19 protein-coding genes and 1 tRNA gene are annotated in these 19,346 nt (G+C 64.8%); 10 read left to right on the forward strand and 10 right to left on the reverse strand.

Features of this window, described 5'->3' with window-relative positions; translation table 11 throughout:
* Positions 1-91 precede the first annotated feature (91 nt).
* Together J2X62_RS22100 and J2X62_RS22105 are read left to right on the forward strand one after the other, a co-directional pair.
* Positions 92-436 carry a YciI family protein gene (locus J2X62_RS22100; protein WP_027496565.1) on the forward strand — a complete coding sequence of 115 codons (345 nt, stop codon included), beginning with the start codon at positions 92-94 and terminating at the stop codon, positions 434-436.
* Positions 437-452: 16 nt separating this feature from the next.
* Positions 453-1,733, forward strand: a complete 1,281-nt coding sequence (locus J2X62_RS22105) for an RNA polymerase sigma factor (RefSeq protein WP_310183385.1) — start codon at positions 453-455, stop codon at positions 1,731-1,733.
* Here J2X62_RS22105 and J2X62_RS22110 read toward each other — a convergent pair.
* Positions 1,706-2,245, reverse strand: coding sequence for a GNAT family N-acetyltransferase (locus J2X62_RS22110; protein ID WP_201010648.1), 540 nt, complete (start codon positions 2,243-2,245; stop codon positions 1,706-1,708). The two genes, J2X62_RS22105 and J2X62_RS22110, sit on opposite strands and share 28 nt — an antisense overlap.
* Positions 2,246-2,318: 73 nt before the next feature.
* Here J2X62_RS22110 and J2X62_RS22115 point away from each other — a divergent pair, with 73 nt between their 5' ends.
* Together J2X62_RS22115 and J2X62_RS22120 are read left to right on the forward strand one after the other, a co-directional pair.
* On the forward strand, positions 2,319-2,507 hold the full coding sequence (locus J2X62_RS22115) for a hypothetical protein (protein ID WP_201009505.1): 189 nt from the start codon (positions 2,319-2,321) through the stop codon (positions 2,505-2,507).
* Positions 2,508-2,512: 5 nt separating this feature from the next.
* A complete protein-coding gene (locus J2X62_RS22120) occupies positions 2,513-3,133 on the forward strand; it encodes a hypothetical protein (RefSeq protein WP_201009506.1) in 621 nt (206 codons plus the stop codon).
* 2 nt (positions 3,134-3,135) lie between these two features.
* Here the strand turns inward: J2X62_RS22120 and J2X62_RS22125 are convergent, their stop codons facing one another.
* A complete protein-coding gene (locus tag J2X62_RS22125) occupies positions 3,136-3,648 on the reverse strand; it encodes a putative immunity protein (RefSeq protein ID WP_201009507.1) in 513 nt (170 codons plus the stop codon).
* Positions 3,649-3,754: 106 nt separating this feature from the next.
* Positions 3,755-3,831 (reverse strand) — tRNA-Met (locus tag J2X62_RS22130).
* A gap of 501 nt (positions 3,832-4,332) precedes the next feature.
* Between J2X62_RS22130 and J2X62_RS22135 the strand changes: the two genes are divergently transcribed.
* Positions 4,333-4,896, forward strand: coding sequence for a transglycosylase family protein (locus tag J2X62_RS22135; RefSeq protein ID WP_032370731.1), 564 nt, complete (start codon positions 4,333-4,335; stop codon positions 4,894-4,896).
* A gap of 143 nt (positions 4,897-5,039) precedes the next feature.
* Here the strand turns inward: J2X62_RS22135 and J2X62_RS22140 are convergent, their stop codons facing one another.
* Entirely contained in the window at positions 5,040-8,000 is a 2,961-nt protein-coding gene (locus tag J2X62_RS22140) for a UPF0182 family protein (protein ID WP_310183392.1), read from the reverse strand.
* Positions 8,001-8,288: 288 nt separating this feature from the next.
* On the opposite strand from J2X62_RS22140, the gene J2X62_RS22145 reads away from it, so the two are divergent.
* Positions 8,289-8,855 carry a PPA1309 family protein gene (locus tag J2X62_RS22145; protein ID WP_310183501.1) on the forward strand — a complete coding sequence of 189 codons (567 nt, stop codon included), beginning with the start codon at positions 8,289-8,291 and terminating at the stop codon, positions 8,853-8,855.
* Between the two features lie 15 nt (positions 8,856-8,870).
* On the opposite strand, the gene J2X62_RS22150 is transcribed toward J2X62_RS22145, so the two are convergent.
* Positions 8,871-9,896 (reverse strand): PDZ domain-containing protein, encoded by a 1,026-nt coding sequence (locus tag J2X62_RS22150; RefSeq protein WP_310183394.1) that lies wholly within the window; start codon positions 9,894-9,896, stop codon positions 8,871-8,873.
* Between the two features lie 144 nt (positions 9,897-10,040).
* On the opposite strand from J2X62_RS22150, the gene J2X62_RS22155 reads away from it, so the two are divergent.
* The 3 genes from J2X62_RS22155 (at position 10,041) to J2X62_RS22165 (ending at position 13,861) form a co-directional block, all read left to right on the forward strand.
* Positions 10,041-11,444: a zinc-dependent metalloprotease gene (locus J2X62_RS22155; protein WP_032366328.1), complete on the forward strand. Its 1,404-nt coding sequence runs from the start codon at positions 10,041-10,043 to the stop codon at positions 11,442-11,444.
* A gap of 123 nt (positions 11,445-11,567) precedes the next feature.
* On the forward strand, positions 11,568-12,455 hold the full coding sequence (locus J2X62_RS22160) for a hypothetical protein (RefSeq protein ID WP_032407098.1): 888 nt from the start codon (positions 11,568-11,570) through the stop codon (positions 12,453-12,455).
* 95 nt (positions 12,456-12,550) lie between these two features.
* Positions 12,551-13,861, forward strand: a complete 1,311-nt coding sequence (locus tag J2X62_RS22165) for an AarF/ABC1/UbiB kinase family protein (protein ID WP_027496556.1) — start codon at positions 12,551-12,553, stop codon at positions 13,859-13,861.
* A gap of 34 nt (positions 13,862-13,895) precedes the next feature.
* On the opposite strand, the gene J2X62_RS22170 is transcribed toward J2X62_RS22165, so the two are convergent.
* From J2X62_RS22170 to J2X62_RS22180, 3 genes are all read right to left on the reverse strand, one after another.
* A complete protein-coding gene (locus tag J2X62_RS22170) occupies positions 13,896-14,216 on the reverse strand; it encodes a WhiB family transcriptional regulator (protein ID WP_027496555.1) in 321 nt (106 codons plus the stop codon).
* A 153-nt stretch (positions 14,217-14,369) separates the two neighbouring features.
* Positions 14,370-14,681, reverse strand: a complete 312-nt coding sequence (locus J2X62_RS22175) for a hypothetical protein (protein ID WP_032366326.1) — start codon at positions 14,679-14,681, stop codon at positions 14,370-14,372.
* Positions 14,682-14,824: 143 nt separating this feature from the next.
* A complete protein-coding gene (locus J2X62_RS22180) occupies positions 14,825-16,939 on the reverse strand; it encodes an ATP-dependent DNA helicase UvrD2 (protein WP_310183398.1) in 2,115 nt (704 codons plus the stop codon).
* A gap of 112 nt (positions 16,940-17,051) precedes the next feature.
* Here J2X62_RS22180 and J2X62_RS22185 point away from each other — a divergent pair, with 112 nt between their 5' ends.
* Complete coding sequence (locus tag J2X62_RS22185; RefSeq protein ID WP_032366324.1) at positions 17,052-17,321, forward strand: mycoredoxin; 270 nt, start codon at positions 17,052-17,054, stop codon at positions 17,319-17,321.
* A 7-nt stretch (positions 17,322-17,328) separates the two neighbouring features.
* On the opposite strand, the gene nudC is transcribed toward J2X62_RS22185, so the two are convergent.
* Both nudC and J2X62_RS22195 read right to left on the reverse strand, forming a co-directional pair.
* Positions 17,329-18,231, reverse strand: coding sequence for an NAD(+) diphosphatase (gene nudC, locus J2X62_RS22190; RefSeq protein ID WP_032391659.1), 903 nt, complete (start codon positions 18,229-18,231; stop codon positions 17,329-17,331).
* 23 nt (positions 18,232-18,254) lie between these two features.
* Positions 18,255-19,322, reverse strand: coding sequence for a TrkA family potassium uptake protein (locus J2X62_RS22195; protein ID WP_027496550.1), 1,068 nt, complete (start codon positions 19,320-19,322; stop codon positions 18,255-18,257).
* Positions 19,323-19,346: the final 24 nt, after the last annotated feature.

Below are 19,346 nucleotides of genomic sequence, written 5' to 3' on the forward strand. Positions count from 1 at the left end.
GGTCGGTGTCGATATCGTGATGTCTCGATCGTCGTCTTCGTGTACGGCGAATCGCGCCGCGACACCGAGGTACCGAGCCAAGGAGCGCACCATGAAGTACATCCTGTTGATCAACGCCGACACCTCCCCCGGTGCTGCACCCGGCTGCAGCAGTGTGGAGGACTGGATGACGTACGAGAAGGAACTGAAGGAGGCCGGGGTCTACGTTGCCGGGCACGCGCTGGCCGACTTGACCACTGCTACCGCGGTACGCGTCGATCCGAGCACGGGCGAACGGACCGTTACGGACGGCCCGTATGCCGAGTCGCACGAGGTACTCGGGGGTTACGACGTCATCGACGTTCCCGACCTCGATGCAGCGCTCGAGTGGGCGGCCCGCTGCCCCGGCTCCAAGGACGGCGGCACCGTCGTCGTGCGCCCGCTCGCGGAATTCTGACGCGCGGGATCGTTCGGTGAGCAAGGTCGAGGTCAGTCGAACGATCGGATCGGTATTCCGTGCCGAGCGCTCGATGCTGCTCGCGTCGTTGGTGCAGCGCTACCGTGACCTCGACCTCGCGGAGGAGGTGACGTCGGATGCCATCGAGGCGGCCCTGAAGCATTGGCCGATCGATGGCATACCGGCCAAGCCAGGGGCCTGGTTGCTCACCACAGCCCGGCGCAAGGCAGTCGACCGCCTTCGACGCGATGAGACACTGGCTGCGAGAATGGCCTTACTGCAGATCGACTCGGACCGCGACAACCCGTCCGGCTCGAATGCGCTCGACGATCGTGTGCCCGACGATCGCCTCCAGCTGTTCTTCACGTGCTCCCACCCGGCTCTTGCTGCCCAGGCCCGACTCGCCCTGACGCTGAGGTGTCTCGCGGGTCTGTCCACAGCAGAGGTGGCGCGCGCACTGCTCATCCCTCCGGCCACGGCGGCACAGCGAATAGTGCGGGCCAAGAACAAGATTCGCACGGGTCGCATTCCGTTTCGCGTTCCAGGACCGGACGAGCTGGCGGAAAGAGTGCCGATGGTGCTCGAGGTCGTCTACTCCATCTTCACCGAGGGGTACTCGGCGACATCCGGCGATGGAGTCGGACGCGTCGATCTCTCGGACGAAGCGATCGGTATGGGCAGAGTTCTGCACGCGGCTCTGCCGGGCACGTCCGAGGTGACCGGCTTGCTGGCGCTGATGTTGCTGACCGACGCCAGACGCCGCGCCCGGATCGACGAACACGGCGAGATCGTGCTGTTGGCCGATCAGGACCGGCGCGTATGGAATGCCGCGTTCATCTCCGAGGGAACGGAACTCGTGAGCGAGGCCCTGACCCGCGGGCCGGCCGGCCCGTACTCCGTTCAGGCCGCCATCGCGGCATTACACGACGAGGCTGCTGACGCCGCGAGCACGGACTGGCCTCAGATCGTGGCTCTGTACGACGTGTTGATGGCACTCACACAATCACCGGTGGTCGCGCTCAACCGGGCCGTCGGCGTCGCAATGACCGAAGGGCCCGAGGCCGGGCTCGAGTTGTTGGACGCCATCGCCGCTGAGCCGGCCCTGCGCCGGTACCACCCGTTCGCGATGGCGAAGGCCGATCTGCTGCACCGACTGGGCCGGATGGACGAGGCCGCCGTGCACTACCGGAGAGCACTGGATTTCGCGCGAACGGCACCGGAGAAGCGTTTGCTGAGAAGACGACTGGCCGAGGTTGCCGACGCACGGGATCAGACGGACAGCACAGCATCCACCTGATCGGCCGTCAGCGGTCGGTCTGCGTACACCAGTCGGATGGCCTCGGGATCGGGGTTGCCGATATCGGGTCCACGGGATACCAGCTTCAGGCCGGCGCGCTCTGCCACGCGAGCGGAGGAGAGGTTGTGTTCGAGAAGATATGCCACGACCGGCATTTCGGGCCGAGTTCGGTACGCGCACTCGACTGCGGTTCGACACATTTCTGCGGCGTACCCCTTGCCCTGCGCGTCGGGATGGAGACGGTAGCCGAGATTCCAGAAGGCATTCTGTCGGATGGAACACCCGCCGTAGCCGCTGATCATGTCGCTGCCGTGCTCACGAACGATCCACGTACTCAATCCATCTCGACGCCATTGCGCAGTCCAGTTCTGCACCATACGTTCGGTCGTACCGATATCGGTGTGCCGCAAGCTCGGAAAGTGTGTCCACGACTGCGGATCGCTGCAGATCTCGTACAACGCGTCGAGATCTGCATCTGCAGGCTCGTCGAGAACCAGTCGTGGGGTCTGCATTCGCACACCGGTGATCCTAGAGGGCTCGGGTCTGGTAGACCGGTGGTAGACGATCGAGCGAAGGGTGACAGTCATGGCCGAGTGGATCAAGAAGGTCGAAGAGAATGCCAAGGGCCTCATGGCAGAGGCAGAACAGGAATTGACGGCTCTCGAGGGCGCGGACACCGTCGACCTCACCGCAGACGAGCCGGAGGATGCTGCGACCACCGACGACGATGACATCGTCACCAGCGACGATGCACGGGAGCAGGTCTCGGACTGACGTCGGTGCCCGACCCCTCCGTGTCCGGCCGAAGCACTTGGTCCACCACGACGCACGACTGGTCGATGGACGTCGATCGAGATCACCTCTCGCACATCAGACGCCGCCCCGGTGAGTACGCGCCGGGTGGAGTGCTGCACCTGGTTCTCGAAGTCCTCGCGTATGCGGTGGACGAAGCCGAGGATCAGGGAGGCGGTCACGCGACCATCACGTTCGACTCGGACGGCACGATCGATGTAACGGACCTCGGACGAGGTACCGACACACGGTTCGACCGCGGACTCGCAATTCGCAAGCCCGTTGTGAGCACTGCAGATGTTCGCTTCTTTGACCGGCTGGAGCCAGTGCTGTTGGCGGACGGACATGCCCGCCGCGGAATGTCGACTGTCGCAGCGCTGTCGGAGGTGCTCGAGCACACCAACCGTCGGAGTGAGGGCTCGTGGACCCGCCGATACCAGCACGGGTTGCCCGTCACCGAATTGGTGTCGACTGCCCCTACGGATCGGACCGGTACCACGATCCGGTTTCGTCCCGATACGTCACTGCTTGCCGCAGATCAGCTGAGGCCGCACGATCTTCGTGCTCTGGTCGTCGACACCCAGTCCTTCACGGTCACGGTTCTGTAGATCTACTCGAACACGTACCAGCAGATGCTGTTTCTCCTGTGCTGGTCCTCCAACACCAGAGCCCGCACGCTGTCCGGCAGCTGTTCCCTCTGCCACTCATTTTCCGCATACGCCGCGGCTGCTGCGCTCGACGACGGTGCCGCAGCTCGAACTGCCTTGATGGCGTATGCCGCTGCTCCGAGGTCGTGTTCGGCCACGTGCGACACGCATGCGGCCTGACCTGCAGCGTAGGCGGCGAATCGAGCCGCTCCGCGAAGGGGACGCGCTGCGCCCATCGCGTGTCCGCCGAGGGCGCGGGTCTCCATCATCGGCAGCTCGCCGCGTATCCACGCGCCGATCCCGTCGATGGCTTCCCGGGGTCTGGCGTCCGACGGAACCGCGCTCTCGAACAGGGGCAGCACGTGTTCGGCACAGGCAGCAGCCCAGAGTGCCAGGGCCCGATGATCGTCATCGGACAGCAGTCCCCCGCGCCGGGCGGTGACGAGCCGGGGATCTCGAACAGCGGGCAGGATCATCCTCGCTCGCCCTCTTCGCGCGGGCATCGGGCAGTCCAACGTGATTGCACGGTGGCTATCAGAGCACAAAAAAGCCCGAGACCGTGTGGTCTCGGGCTTTTTCGAGTGGTAGCGGGGACAGGATTTGAACCTGCGACCTCTGGGTTATGAGCCCAGCGAGCTACCGAGCTGCTCCACCCCGCGTTGCATCTACGAAGTTACCCCCGCGTGTACGACGAATGCAAATCACGTGACCACGGGGTGCTCGGTCCAGTCGATCAGGCTCGACGCGCGGCCGAGCCGACCCGAACAGCACGTTCGCAGCCCCTCGAAATAGTGCTCCGGGTCTCTTTTCTTGCGTGTTTCGAGTCACATAACGGTCGGGTCACGAAGGTGAAACATTCCCGCCACAATGCGGCTCGAGCTGCACGAACAGGGGGCCCAATCCCACTATGTGGACGGGTCGCATCCCATATCCGGTCAGTGACGGTGAGTGAATCCTCGACTACCTTCACGGACGGCCCTAAACCGCTGGGCTTGCACCACCCCGCCGCTTCTTTCGCTCTGCCCCGCGGGTGTGGTCCCCAATACGTACGGGGGCAGAGCCGCGACGATACGAAGTGCCTGGTCGTTATCGCCATCACCACCGGCGTAACGATTCGCAGGCCAGTCGCGCCAGTCGAGCGCGGAGAGGATTCACCCCGCATGACCACTCAGAACAACTTCGGTAAGCGCGCACTCGGATTGGCCGCCATCGCCGGCGCAGCCGTCGCCATTCCGCTCGGCGTTTCTGCCGGAACCGCCAACGCAGCCACCCACAACTGGGACGGCGTCGCACAGTGCGAGAGCGGTGGCAACTGGAACATCAACACCGGAAACGGCTACTACGGTGGCCTGCAGTTCTCGCAGAGCACCTGGACGGCCAACGGCGGAACCGGATCCCCGGCCAACGCCTCCAAGGCCGAGCAGATCCGCGTCGCGGAGAACACCCTGCAGAGCCAGGGACCGGGCGCATGGCCCGTCTGTGGTCAGCAGCTGACCACCGGCACCTCGGCAGCCGAGCCCGAAGCGGCACCGGCACCGGCTCCTCAGGCAGCACCGGCACCGGCCCCCGCGCCTGCCGTCGCACCCGAGGTCGCAGCAGCTACACAGGCCGCTCAGGGCGCATTCGATGCAGCATCCAAGCTCGCAGACCAGTACGGCCTGAGCACCCAGTTCCAGCACTTCGCTGCTGCGAACGCTCCAGTGCTCGCGCCCATCGGACGCTGATTCACCGGCAGTTCGCTAGAACTGCCTCGTTCCGCTCGCAGTGGATGCCCAGCGCATCCGATGTAGCGAACAACGACAGAGCCGCCTCACCGATTCGGTGAGGCGGCTCTGTCGTTGCAGTCAACCCGGTGGAACAGTGCCGATCAGCTACCGGCCCCGTTGTACGCGTCGACCGCCGTCTGCAGGTTCTCCAGCGCGGTACCGAGCTGCGCCAGGTTGCCGCTCTGCTGTGCAGTCCGCACGGCGGAGAGTGCGTCGTTCAACCCGGTGACAGCGGCGTCCCTGGTGGTCGACCCACCGGTAGACGGAGCCGGATTCGCCGGCGTCGAACCGCCCTCGGACGGGGTCGTCTCGGGTACGGCACCCGGCTGTGTACTGCCGTCGGTCTCCCCCGGCGCCGTGACGGTCCGTCCGGCACCGGCCCCGAACACCTGCTCGATGGCCTCGGGCAGCGTGGCGGCGTAACCGACACGACCCTCGTACGAGACCAACACCCGGATCAACTGCGGATACGCCGACGCCTCGTTGGTGCGCGAGGCGTACACCGGCTCCACATAGATCAGACCGCCGTTGCCCACAGGCAGGGTCAGAAGATTGCCGAACTCGACAGTGTTCTCCCGGCGAACGATGCCGAGGCTTTCGGAGACGTCCGTCGTGGTCGTCATCTGGTTCTGTACCTGATTCGGGCCCTGAGTGGACGTATCGGTCGGCAGCCTCAGCACGGTGATCTTGCCGTAGTTCTCCGGATCCGAATCCGCGCTGACATACGCGCCCAGCACTTCTCGGCGATACCCCACCAGCGCACTGGTCAGCTGGAACGAGGCCTGGTTCTCCTCGTTGGAGATATCGGACGCGACGACGTAGTACGGAGGCTGCTTGGCGGCAGTGTTCTCCGCGGTCGGGTCGGTCGGAACCTCCCAGAACGCGTTGTTGGTGAAGAACTCTCGCGGATCGTTGACGTGGTATTTCGTCAGCAGTTCACGCTGAACCTTGAACAGGTCCTCCGGGTACCGGAAGTGATCCCGCAGTTCCGGAGACACCTCGCTCTTCGGAATGACCGTTCCGGGGAACACGCCTTCCCATGCCTTGAGCACCGGATCGTTCTCGTCCTGCTCGTACAGCTTGACAGTGCCGTCGTAAGCGTCGACGGTGGCCTTGACCGAGTTCCGGATGTACGAGACTTCCCGGCTCGGCAGTGCGCGCGTCGTCGTCGACTCGATGCTGTCGGCAGTGGCATCCTCGAGCGACATCCGCTGGGCATACGGGAAGTTGTCCAGCGTTGTGTAGCCGTCGATGATCCAGACGAGCTTGCCGTCGACGATCGCCGGGTACGTCGAACCGTCGGTGGTGAGCCAGGGCGCGACCTTCTGCACACGGTCTCGGGGATCACGGTTGAACAGAATCTTCGATTCGTCACCGATCACACTCGAGAACAGGATGTTGCGCTCGGCGTACTTGCTCGCGAACACGAGTCGGTTGAAGAAGTTGCCGACGTCGACACCCGCTGCACCGGTGTAGGAGTAGCTCTTGCTGTCAGTGTCGTACTCACGGGGTTCGCCGGCCGAGCCGACGATGGAGTAGTCGGCGTCGGAATTCGCGATGACCGGGCCGAAGTAGATGCGCGGCTGATCGAGGTCACCTGGGCCGTCCTTACGCACGGTTCCCTCGGCGTTGTTCTCGATCCAGTTCACCTGGTAGTTGGGATAACCACCACGCCCGCCGCTGGACTCGTCGGCGACAGCCTCGTCGACGGAGTTGGCAGGAGCAGCAACGAAGCCGTTTCCGTGCGTGAACACGGTGTGGCGGTTGATCCAGTCACGCTGGTTCGCGTCGAGAGTCTGCGGTGAGATCTCACGCGCGGCGACGACGTAGTCGCGGAGGTTGCCGTCCGCGTCCGGGTAGCGGTCGACGGCCAGTGTGTCGGGGAATCCGTAGAAGTTACGGATCTGACGCTGCTGAGTGAACGTCGGCGCGAGGATGTTCGGATCGAGCAACCGGATGTTCGACATCGTGGCCGACTCCGATGCCACTTCGCTCGGGCTCAACGACGCTTCACCCGAATAGTCGCGGTACGAGACCACGTCATCGGTCAAGCCGTACGCAGACCTCGTTGCCGCGATGTTGCGCTCGATGTACGTGCTCTCCTTGTCGGCCGCGTTCGGACGAACCGAGAACTGTTCCATCACCAACGGCCAGACGGCACCGATCAGAATCGACGACAACACCAACAGCGCTGTGGCCAAGGCAGGGATTCTGAGGTCACGAAGGAAGATGGCCGCAAAGAAGGCAATCGCGCAGATGACTGCGATGGCCAACAGAATCAGCTTGGCCGGCAGCACCGCGTTTATGTCGGTGAAGCTGGCACCGGTGAACGTCGGCTCCTTACGACTGCTCGACAACAGCGTGTATCGGTCGAACCAGTAGGCGATGGCCTTGAGCAGGACGAAGGTGCCGGCCAGCACAGCGAGCTGAATCCGCGCCGCACGGGTGAGCGCTCCTTCTCGGCCGGCGAGACGAATGCCGCCGAAGACGTACTGCGTCACCAGATTTGCGAAGAATGCAACCAGGATGGCAACGAACAGCCAGTTCAGGATGAAGCGGTAGAACGGCAGATCGAACGAGTAGAACCCGACGTCCAGGCCGAACTGCGGGTCGGTCTGGCCGAAGTCGCCGCCATGCAGGAACAGCTGCACGGTGACCCAGTTCGTCTGCGCGATCATGCCGGACAGGAAACCGAACACGACCGGGATTCCGATGCCGAACAACCGCAATCGGCTCATCACCGTGGTGCGGTATCGAGCGATCGGATCGTTGGGTCCGGCCACTGGAACGAACACCGGGCGATTGCGGTACGCGACGACCAGCGCGCCGAAGACGATGAGCCCGACGACGACCGAGACGACGAGGAAGATCACCAACCGGGTCAACAGAGTGGTGGTGTAGACGCCGCGGAAGTCGACTTCTCCGAACCACAACCAGTTCGTGTAGATATCGATCAACCGCGGACCGATGAGCAGCAAAGCTGCTACTACCAAGGCCAATACGAGCAAGATCCGGCTTCGCCGCGACAACGACGGCATACCGGTGGGGGGCCTCATGCCCACGTGCCACACTCCAACTTCGGGCGACGCCGATGGCGCCGCAGATGACTGTCACGGCGCACCTCGCGTGCGCCGCATGTCCGTTTCGCCCTACTGTACGTACGTTGATCCTACGGCTGTGACGCCCGTACCGCGGCCCCGCCGGACCGCAGGTCAGGAGCATCGACATTCGTGGAACCATTCGGATGCGAGGATAGTGCGGTGAGCAACGACAGTGACGGACTGCCCGGCCAGGAACATTTCGGAGACGACTTCGACCCCGAGTCGGGCGGACCCGGCGTCGCCGAGGCATTGGCTCGGTGCGCGCGTGAGGTGGCGGACTTCGTCGACGCGGGCGGGTGGGGCCAGTCGCCCCAGATGTTCGCGCTGGTGCCCACCGCCGCCCTCGCCGCGGCAGAACCCGGCCTGCTCGACGATCTGGCCGACGGTGCTGCACTCACACCGATCCAGCAGCATTCGTTGCCCGAGGACATCACCGGCGGCTCCCCCGCCCTCGACGAATTCCTCGCCACGTCGACGTGGCCCGAGGGCGTCGTGGGATGCGCACTCGTCCAGGAGATCGTCGTACTCCCCCCGGCGGCGGAGTCGGCACTCGACGATGCGCTGATGCCGCTTCTCGCAGATCCCGACGCGGCCGACAACGCGGCGCGATCGGCCGCCGAGAACCATCCCGAGAAGCGTGACGCGCGGCTGATCGTGGCAGTGCTCAAGGACGGACCGTCGTTGACGTTGTTGCAACTGCATCCGGACGAGAACGCCGATCCGTTCGCTCCCATCGACCTTCGCATCGCCGAGAACCTGGCACCCAACGTCGTCCACGGTCTGTACGCGACGTTCGATGTGGTCGACGACGAATAAATACGACCGAGCGGGTCAGCTACACGTCGGAACGTCTTCGCCCGACCCGATCGCTCGGAGCGAGTCGATCGCGTTGTCCAGCGATTCGACTCGCACCAAGCGCAGACCGTCGGGCACATTCTGTTGCGCCTCACCACAATTGGCGTCGGGCACCAGGAACGTGGTGGCCCCTGCCTCGCGAGCTGCTATCAGCTTGTAGGGAATACCGCCGATGGGGCCGACCGTTCCCGCTGCGTCGATCGTGCCGGTTCCCGCCACGAATTCGCCGTTGCTCAGCTCGCCGGGACTCAGTTTGTCCACCACCGCGAGGCTGAACATCAAGCCGGCGGAAGGACCACCGACGTCGGCGAGATTGAACTTCACGTCGAACGGAACGTCGGGCTGCTCCTCGGGCGTCACACCGAGATATCCCTTGGACGGATCGTCCGGCCTGGCCCCGAGCACAACGGAACCCGCACGAGGGGCACCATCACGCACGTAGTCGATGTCGAGCGAATCGCCGGGCGCCTTGGCGCTGACGGCCTCGCGAACCGCGCCGGCCGTCGAGACGGGGGTGCCGCCCACCGCAACCAGAGTGTCTCCGATGTTCAGCACGCCTGCGGCGGGGCCGTCCTGGGCCACGCTCGTCACCGACAGCGACACCGGGAGGTCGAGGTGATGCAGAGCGGCGAGTTCGGCACTGGATTCCGATTGCTCGAAATCGGCCTGATTACCTTCCTGTACTTCCTCTTTCGACTTGTCCGGTGGGTACACCTCCTCACGAGGTACCAGTCCCTGACGCCCACTGGCCCAGAACCCGAGGGCCTCGAAAAGATTGAGCTGATCCCGCACGGCCACCGTCGTCATGTTCAGATGGCCTGCGGTGGGGTCGACGTCGGTGCCGTCGATCTGGACTACGGGCACGCCGTCGACGTCGCCGAGAGTGTTGTACGTCGGCCCGGGGCCGAGTGCCGCGAACGGAACGGTGACGACCGAGCCGGTGACGCCCAGCACCACGACCGGTACCAGCGCTGCGACGAGTGTGGCGATCCTTCGGTTCACTCGGTAGACATTAGATCCGAACGTGCGGCGGCGTGGATACCGCCCCTGCCGGAGCCCGACGCACGATGCGACGAAGCCGTTCTGTTCGCCGTCAGCGTGACGATCTTTCGCGCTCCGAGTGCTCATGGCTTGTACCGTTGAGCCATGAGCAATTTTGGTTTCGGTGCTTCCGACGACGACCCGGACAAGAAGAAGGATCCGGACGGGTCGGGTAACCCCGCCGGTTTCGGGTTCGGGGCCGAGGGCTTCGACCCTGCACAACTGGGCCAGATGCTCACCCAGTTCGGCCAGATGCTCAGCGGCATGGGTGCCGCGGGGTCGGGCGGATCGTCGGCCGGACCGGTCAATTACGACCTCGCCAAGCAATTGGCCCGACAGCAGATGGGCGATTTCAGCCCGGTGTCGGCCGGGGAGCGTGAGGCCATCACCGAGGCAGCGCACCTCGCCGAGCTCTGGCTGGACGGTGCCACCACATTGCCTGCCGGTGCCACCAAGACCGCAGCGTGGACGCCGGTCGACTGGCTGGACAACACCATCGACACCTGGAAGCGGCTGTGCGATCCGGTCGCCGAGCAGATCTCGGGCATGTGGACCTCGGGGTTGCCGCCGGAGGCTCAGCAGATGGCCGGACCGATGATGGGCATGCTGACCCAGATGGGCGGAATGGCGTTCGGCTCGCAACTCGGTCAGGCACTGGGCCAACTGTCGAAAGAAGTCCTGACCTCCACCGACATCGGTCTCCCGCTCGGCCCGTCGGGCACGGCCGCGTTGCTGCCGTCGGCGATCGCGTCGTTCAGCGAGGGTCTCGAACAGCCCGAGCGTGAGGTGCTGGTGTTCCTCGCCGCCCGCGAGGCTGCACACCAGCGGCTGTACAGCCATGTTCCGTGGCTGCGCCAGCGTGTTCTCGCCACTGTCGAGGAATACGCTCGCGGCATTCGCATGGATTTCTCGGCAATCGAGGAAGCCGCAGCCGGGCTCGACCCGTCGGCACTGACGGATCCGTCGAAGATCGAAGCGCTGCTGCAGCAGGGTTCGTTCGAGCCGCAGACCACACCCGAGCAGAAGCACGCTCTCGAACGTCTCGAAACGTTGCTGGCGCTGGTGGAGGGCTGGGTGGAGACCGTGGTCACGGCCGCACTCGGCGACCGTCTCCCCGGCGCGGTTGCCCTCGCCGAGACCATTCGCCGTCGCCGCGCCTCCGGCGGCCCGGCAGAGCAGACGTTCGCGACGTTGGTCGGTCTCGAGTTGCGTCCCCGCAAGGTGCGCGAGGCCGCGGATCTGTGGCGCCAACTACTGGCCGCCGCGGACGTGGAGGGCCGCGACGGGGTGTGGGCACACCCGGATCTCCTGCCCGACGCATCCGACCTGGACAATCCGGCGGCGTTCATCGACCGAGTCGTCGGCGGCGGCACCTCCAGCTTCGACGACCCCATCGCGCAACTCGAGGCGATGGAGGCAAAGGAGGCCGCCGAACGAGCGGAACACGGCACGGACGACGCCTCGGAGGACGGCGACGACCATCCGGACAAAGGCTCTTCCACACCCTGAACCCGGACGGCGCACACCAATGCCGTCGGCCCCGTCGAACGCCTGCTCGAAGCCCATTTTCCCCTGTGGATAACGTGCTTCGAGCGGGCGTTTGCCGTTCGACCGAGTGTCACAGTGTGGTTCATGATCACATCGACCGTTCGACTCGATCCCGCCGTGGCCATCCTGCCGCGACGGGACGGAACCGTCCAACTGGGGTGGAGCCCCGAGACCAGCGTCGTCGTCACTCCCCCTCCCGGTGCGGAACCGGGCTCGATACTCGAGATCCTGCGGCTTCTCGCGGCAGGACGTTCCAGGCCTCACATCGTCTGTCACGCAATGACGTTAGGTTTGTCCGCGAACCGAGTGTCGTCGATGCTCGCCGAATTGGACGATTCCGGCCTGCTCGTGCACGGCACGAGTGGCCCGGCGGCGAGCAACGCGGACGCTCCGTCGAGTGAACTGCGCGACATTCGTTCCGTGCATCTCGTGGGCCGCGGGCCGCTCTCGGATGCGCTGACCGCCGGGTTGCGGCGCACCAGTGTCGCGGTGACCAGAACGAGCCTGACCCCGACACGCTATCCGCACCTCGCCGTGAACTCGTGGCAGTACGACGTGGTCGTGCTTACCGACGACCTCGTCGCCGAGCCTCGTCTGGTGACCGATCTGGTGCGGAAAAGGATCCCGCACCTGCAGGTGCGACTGCGGGACGGGAAAGGAATCGTCGGCCCGTTCGTGGTGCCCGGACAGACGAGTTGCCTGCGCTGCGCCGATCTCACCCGCTGTGATCTCGATCCGGAGTGGCCGCATCTGTCCGCACATCTGCTCGGCACGGTGGGCCAGGCGAGTACCGCCACGGTGTTGGCCACGGCGGCGTTCGCGTTCGCGCAACTCGAGACCCTCATCGATCGCACGGACGGAACGATGCCCGAAACCACCGACTGCACGATGGAGCTGAGTTTCGCGGCAACCGGTACGTCCGTGCACAAACGGCAGTGGACGCGACATCCACATTGCGATTGCTGGTACTGACGACACGGTCACTCGACCACCCGCCCACCTCGGCCGTCGAGGCCGCGGTTTCACCGGTCCGAGCATTTGTCGGAAGGTTCAGCCATGATGGAGCTGTGTCAGACATACCGCGCCGTGGATCCACTCGTACCGCGAAACTAGCCAGCATTCCCCTGGGAATGGCCGGACGTGCCGCGATGGGCTTCGGAAAGAAGCTCGCCGGCGGAAACCGCGACGAGATCGACGCGGACATGGCCGCCAAAGCAGCCGAGCAACTCTTCTCTGTCCTCGGAGAGCTCAAAGGCGGGGCCATGAAGCTCGGTCAGATGCTGTCGGTGATGGAAGCCGCCGTCCCCGAGGAGTATTCGGAGCCCTACCGTGAGGCACTGACGAAGCTGCAGGCTCAGGGCCCGCCCATGCCGGCCAAGACAGTGCATCGCGTACTCGATCAACAACTGGGTACGGCGTGGCGATCACGGTTCGAGAGTTTCGACGACACCGCAATCGCCTCGGCCAGCATCGGCCAGGTCCACCGAGCCACGTGGGCGGACGGGCGCGACGTCGCGGTCAAGATCCAGTATCCGGGTGCGGACGACGCCTTGCGGTCGGACCTCAAGACTCTGTCTCGTTTCGCGAACCTGTTCAGCACGGTGCTCGCCGGTACGGACGTCAAGCCCGTGCTCGAAGAGCTGACGGCTCGCACCGAGGACGAGCTCGACTACCGTATCGAGGCAACCAATCAGCGCGCCTTCAGCAAGGAATTCGCGGGCGATCCTCGGTTCGCGGTACCCAAGATCGTTGCCAGCGCCCCGAAAGTGGTTGTGAGCGAATGGATGACGGGCAGGCCCCTGGCCGATGTGATCGCGCACGGAACTGCGGACGAGCGTAATCGAGCCGGCGAACTACTGGCGCGGTTCGCGTTCGAGTCTCCCGCGCGCGCGAAGTTGTTGCACGCGGACCCACATCCGGGAAACTTCATGATGCTCGACGACGGCCGAATGGGCGTCATCGATTTCGGGGCATGTGCCCCGATGCCCGACGGCCTGCCTCCGGTCCTCGGCCGGATGGTCGCACTCGCTCGTGACGACAAGTTCGACGAGCTGGTCGAACTGTGCACCGAGAGTGGCTTCGTGGTGCCGGGTCGCACGGTGACAGAGAAGGAAATTGCCGATTACCTTCGCCCGTTCACAGACCCGATTCACACCGAGTCTTTTCACTTCACTCGGGCGTGGCTGCAGAAAGCGGCAGGCACCGCAGCCGATTTCAACAGCGCACAGTTCCGCACCGTTCGCTCGCTGAACATGCCGCCGGAGTACGTGATGATCTTCCGGGTACTGGGCGGCCTGGTGGGAATCTGCGCGCAGCTCGACGCCTATGCGCCGTACATGGCAATTCTGACGGAATGGTTGCCCGGCTTCACCGAGTGAATCACTCGGTGAAGCCGGACCTCCGGATCGAGCTTCATGCCGCGTTCTTACGTGGCCGTCCGCGAGGACGCTTGCGTGCGATGACAACACCCTGTTCCAGGATCTCGCCACCCCATACGCCCCATGGCTCGGCGCGATCCAATGCGGCGCTGAGACAGGTTCGGCGGATGGGGCATTCGGCGCACAGCGCCTTGGCCTGCTCCAATTCGGCAGGGGTGTCGGCGAACCACATGTCGGGGTTCGCCGCTCGGCAAGGCACCGACAGCTCGAGCTCCGCCGATTCGGCGAAACTTGTTGCTGCGTAGGTGCTTTCGGACTCTGGTCGGCATGTCGTCCGGATCGTGGCGGTTGACACGTCGGTCTCCTCTACTTTTCGTGCGGCGTCGTTATCGGTTCGAGGGGTAATGCGAACCATGTCGGCCTCACGCTCGGGTAGAGGATCTACCTGAACGACAAAGGCCACGGTCCGCGAGTGCGGGTCCGTGGCCTGGTGGGCAAATCGAAGCGTCTACCTACAGTGAAGTCGGTATCTGCTGTCGAACACGGACGCGCGTGGTGCGCGGTGACGTCGATGGGTGTACACAGCGGGTGCTGCCAACGCCAGGACGCCGGGGGCGGAATTCGACCCGAGGGCTTCCGATGCGGACTGGTGCATCGGGCCGAAAGCGGTGGGACGAATCCACGTCTGCGCAACCGAGCCGGCGGCTACGGCCGCAGCAGCGGGCGTACCGACCAGCGCATCGCCGAAGGGCGTTGCACCGCAGACAGGGCTGAGCACGACGGTTGCTCTTGCACCGGCGATGTCGAATGTGTCGATCATGTTCTTCAGCTCCTGTTCTGGTCTCGTGGGCGGACTGGGCAGTATGCGGTCTCCCGCGACACGAGAAACAGACTAAGCCCCCCGCCGAGATCTGCACAAGTTATTTTTGACCAGCAGTTTTACGGCATCTGTTCGACGGACGGTTACCGGTCGGAGGACCGCACCACCGTGAGCACGTCCTCGCCGAAGCGCTCGAGCTTCTTGGCCCCGATTCCCGGTATCGCAACAAGCCCACGCTCGTCCTGCGGTTGCTGTTCGGCGATAGCAGTCAACGTGTTGTCACTGAACACGACGTATGCGGGCACCTTGAGTTCACGAGACTTGTCCAAGCGCCACGACTTCAACGCGTCGAGCAGGGCGATGTCCACGTTGGACGGGCAGCTATCGCATCGTCCGAGCATCGTGGCCGACGTGCCGATCAACGGCTTACCGCAGATTCTGCACTTGGGCCCCGACCTCTTGGCCGCGGGTGCCGCGATGCGCGACGCGGGCGAATCCTCGGGCACCAATCCGACGAGGAATCGGGAGCGGCGACGCGACTTGCGCCCACCCTCGTTACGGGCCAGGGCCCACGACAGGTGCAGGTGGACCCGCGCCCGGGTGACACCCACGTAGAGAAGGCGACGCTCTTCCTCGACGGCGGCCTCGTTGTTCGCACTGGGATCGTTGCCGATCGCGTGAGATATCGGCAGCGTTCCGTCGGCAAGCCCGACGATGAACACTGCATCCCACTCGAGCCCCTTCGCCGCATGCAGCGAGGCCAGCGTCACGCCCTGCACCGTCGGTGGATGTCGCGCCTCGGCGCGAGCCGCGAGTTCACCGAGAAGTGAGTCGAGGGTCAGTTCGGGGTCGTGCAGCAACAATTCCTCGGTGAGTTGCACGAGACCTCCCAGGGAGGCCCACTTCTCCCGCGCCTGCGCACCGGTCGGCTCGGTAGCGGTCAACCCCAGTGGAGCCAGCACGGCCCGAACCAGACCGGTCAGGCCGTCCCCGGAACGAGAACCGTCGGGTAGATCGTCTCGGCCAGCAGCCTGGCGCAGTGCATTGACTCCCTGCCGCACTTCGGGTCGAGTGAAGAAACCCTCACCGCCGCGAACCTGATAGGGAATCTTCAGCTCGGTCAGGGCCTGCTCGTGCGCCTCGGACTGCGCATTGATGCGGTACAGAATTGCGATCTCGGCAGGCTCGACGCCTTTCGAGATCAACCTCTTCACCGCGCGTGCCACTCCGTCCGCTTCGGCGGGCTCGTCGTCGTACTCGAAGAACTCCGGCTCCGGACCGGAATCCCGCTGACCGATCAGCTGCAGCCGAGTGCCCGCAATGCGACCCCGCGCGGCACCGATCACGCGATTGGCCAACGACACGACCTCCGGTGTCGATCGGTAGTCACGTTCGAGACGGACAACCGTGGCCTCGGGATACTTGCGAGAGAAGTCGAGCAGGTAGCGAGGGGACGCTCCGGTGAACGAGTAGATCGTCTGATTCGCATCCCCGACGACGGTGAGGTCGTCACGATCGCCCACCCAGGCGTCGAGAACCCGCTGTTGGAGCGGCGTCACGTCCTGATACTCGTCGACGACGAAGCAGCGATAGCGTTCGCGGAATTCGTCGGCCACCGAGGAGTGCTCTTCGAGCGCCGCGGCGGTGTGCAGCAGCAGATCGTCGAAGTCGAGCAACATGCCGTCGCCGCCGCGTGATTTGAGTTCTTCGTATCCCGCGTACACCGCAGCGACCTTGGCTGCGTCCATGGGCACGTCGCGTCGGTTGCTCGCCGCAATGCGCGGGTAGTCCTCGGGAGCGATCAACGAGCCTTTCGCCCACTCGATCTCGCCCGCAAGGTCGCGGATGGCGTCGGTGGAGGTGGACACTCCGGCCCGGTTCGCCGCCTGCGAGACCACGGTGAATTTGCGATCGAGCAACTGCCACCCGGTGTCGCCGACGACCTGTGGCCAGAAATATTTGAGCTGGCGCATCGCGGCAGCGTGGAAGGTACGAGCCTGCACCGGAGGGCCCTCTCCCCCGACGCCGAGTTCTCGAAGACGGCCGCGCATCTCACCGGCCGCCCGCGCGGTGAAGGTGACCGCCAACACCTGGCCGGAGGACACGTGCCCCGCGGACACGAGATGCGCGATGCGTCTAGTGATCGTGCGGGTCTTACCCGTTCCGGCCCCGGCGAGCACACAGACCGGACCGCGAGGGGCCAGCACTGTCGCGGATTGCTCCGGATCGAGACCGGCAGTCATCGCGTCGTCAGCCATGGGTCCATTGTGTCAGTGCCTACCGACAGCGATGTCCGGGCCCGACGCCGCCGAGACTCGCCGAGGCCGCCGTCACGGAACAATCACCTGCGCCCTGCTGTTGACTGTCTCCGTGACCACTACCGAGAACACCCCACAGACCCCGGCCGCGCTGACCGTCTACTCCACCACCTGGTGCGGGTACTGCCGCCGGCTCAAGACTCAGCTCGACGAGGCCGGAATCGCCTACTCCGAGATCGACATCGAGCAGAACCCCGAGTCCGCCGAGTTCGTCGGCAGCGTCAACAACGGAAACCACATCGTGCCCACCGTGCAGTTCGCGGACGGATCGACGGCAACCAACCCCAGTCTCGCCGAGGTCAAGCGCGCTCTGTCGCTCTGATCGAGCGTCAGGTCGTCGCTGCCCACGCCTCCAGCATCCCGCGAGCGATCGAGATGGATCCGGGAAGCAGCAATCGAGACGTCGACTCCGATCCCCAGTCGCCCAGTTCGAGGGCGGCGACGACCTCGGTCCGCTCGAACCAGTGCGCCTCGGCGATCTCGCCGTCCTGAAATGCGAGCGGCTGATCCGGGTCGGCGACGGCCGAGAAGCCGATCATCACCGAGCGCGGAAACGGCCACGGCTGACTGCCGAGATATTCGATGCCGGATACGTCCAGCCCCACTTCTTCCTTGATCTCCCGCGCGACGCAGGTCTCCAGCGACTCGCCGGCCTCGACGAATCCGGCCAACACCGAGAACCGACGTTCGGGCCACATCGGTGCGCGCGCCAACAGCACTCGATTCGCGCCGTCATGAACCAGGCAGATCACCGCAGGATCGGTGCGCGGAAACTCTTCGTGACCCGAGGACGTGCTGGTCCGCGACCAGCCTGCAGCCGACGGAACGGACGGAGCGCCGTCGAGCGAGCTGAACCGCGCACTGGCGTGCCAATTGAGGATGGCCAGAGCCCCGGTGACCATCGACAGCGACACACTGTCGAGGCGCTCACCGTCGGTGCGCAGATCTCCCAACGTGCCCTGGACGAGTTCTACGCGCCGGGTCCACAGGTGACGATCTTCATGAATCCCGAGGAAGACCACGTCCTCGGTCGGTTCCGTGGCCACGTCTGCGGCGTCGACGAAGACCAGACCACCGTCGTCCACTGCGAATCTGCCGCGACCGTCCACGTCGAGTATGCGAGCCGTGGACCAACCGGCGGCCAGTGCCGCTGTGTCGCGGCGCAATTCCTCGGCCCGGTCGAGCGGTGATCGAGACAGTCGAGGTGGATGGACGAGCTGAAAATTCGGCACGCTCACGACCCTACTGGGCCTGCTCAGTCGGCCACGCGACGGATGTACAGCAGTCGGTCGGTTGCCTCGATCGCGTCGACCTCGGGTGATCCGACCCGGAACAGCTTGCCGCCGCGGACCACTCCCAACACGATGTCGGCCAGATGACGCGGTGAACCGCCCACCTCGTCCCGCTCCACCTCTCGCTCTGCGACGGCGAAGCCTGCCTCCGGGGTGAGAAGATCCTCGATCATCTCCACGACGGACGGTGTGGACGTGGCAATTCCGAGCAGCCGACCCGCCGTCTCGGACGAAACCACCACCGAGTCCGCACCCGACTGGCGCACCAGGTGCGTGTTCTCGGCCTCTCGGATCGCCGCGACGATCTTGGCCTTCGGAGCGATTTCCCTGGCCGTCAGCGTCACCAGGACCGCCGTGTCGTCGCGATTGGTCGCCACGATGATGGCCGCGGCATGTTGAGCGCCCGTGAGCCGAAGCACATCGGACTTGGTGGCCGAGCCGTGGACGGTGACCAGACCCATCGCCGAGGCCGCGTCGAGCACGGTCTGGTCGGTGTCGACCACGACGATGTCCGAGGCCGACACTCCGTCGCCGAGCATCGCGTCGACTGCGGTTCGGCCCTTGGTACCGAAACCGATGACCACGGTGTGATTGCGCACGCTGCGTCTCCATCGCTGAATTTTGAATGCCTGTCGAGACCGCTCGGTGAGAACCGACAGCGTGGTGCCGACCAACAGAATGAGGAACAGGACTCGTAAGGGGGTGATGACCAGAATGTTGACCAGACGCGCAGACGGACTCATCGGCGCGATGTCACCGTATCCGGTGGTCGACAACGACACCGTCGCGTAATAGAACGCGTCGAGGAACGACAGCTCGCCGTTCTGATTGTCGCTGTAGCCGTCGCGATCGAGGTAGACGACGAACGCCGCGAGAAAGAGAATTCCCAACGCCATCAGAACCCGCTTGTAGATCGCGCTCCACGGGCTGGATTCGATTTCCGGAACCCGCAGCACACCTACCAGCGCGAAATCGGGCTTGTCGGTCAACGCGCCGCTGTCCCCCAGGCGCGTGCGCAACCTACCTCCCACGTCGCCCGCCGAGGTGCTCACCGA

The sequence above is a fragment of the Rhodococcus sp. 3258 genome, from assembly GCF_031456475.1.
Taxonomy (GTDB): Bacteria; Actinomycetota; Actinomycetes; order Mycobacteriales; family Mycobacteriaceae; genus Rhodococcoides; species Rhodococcoides fascians.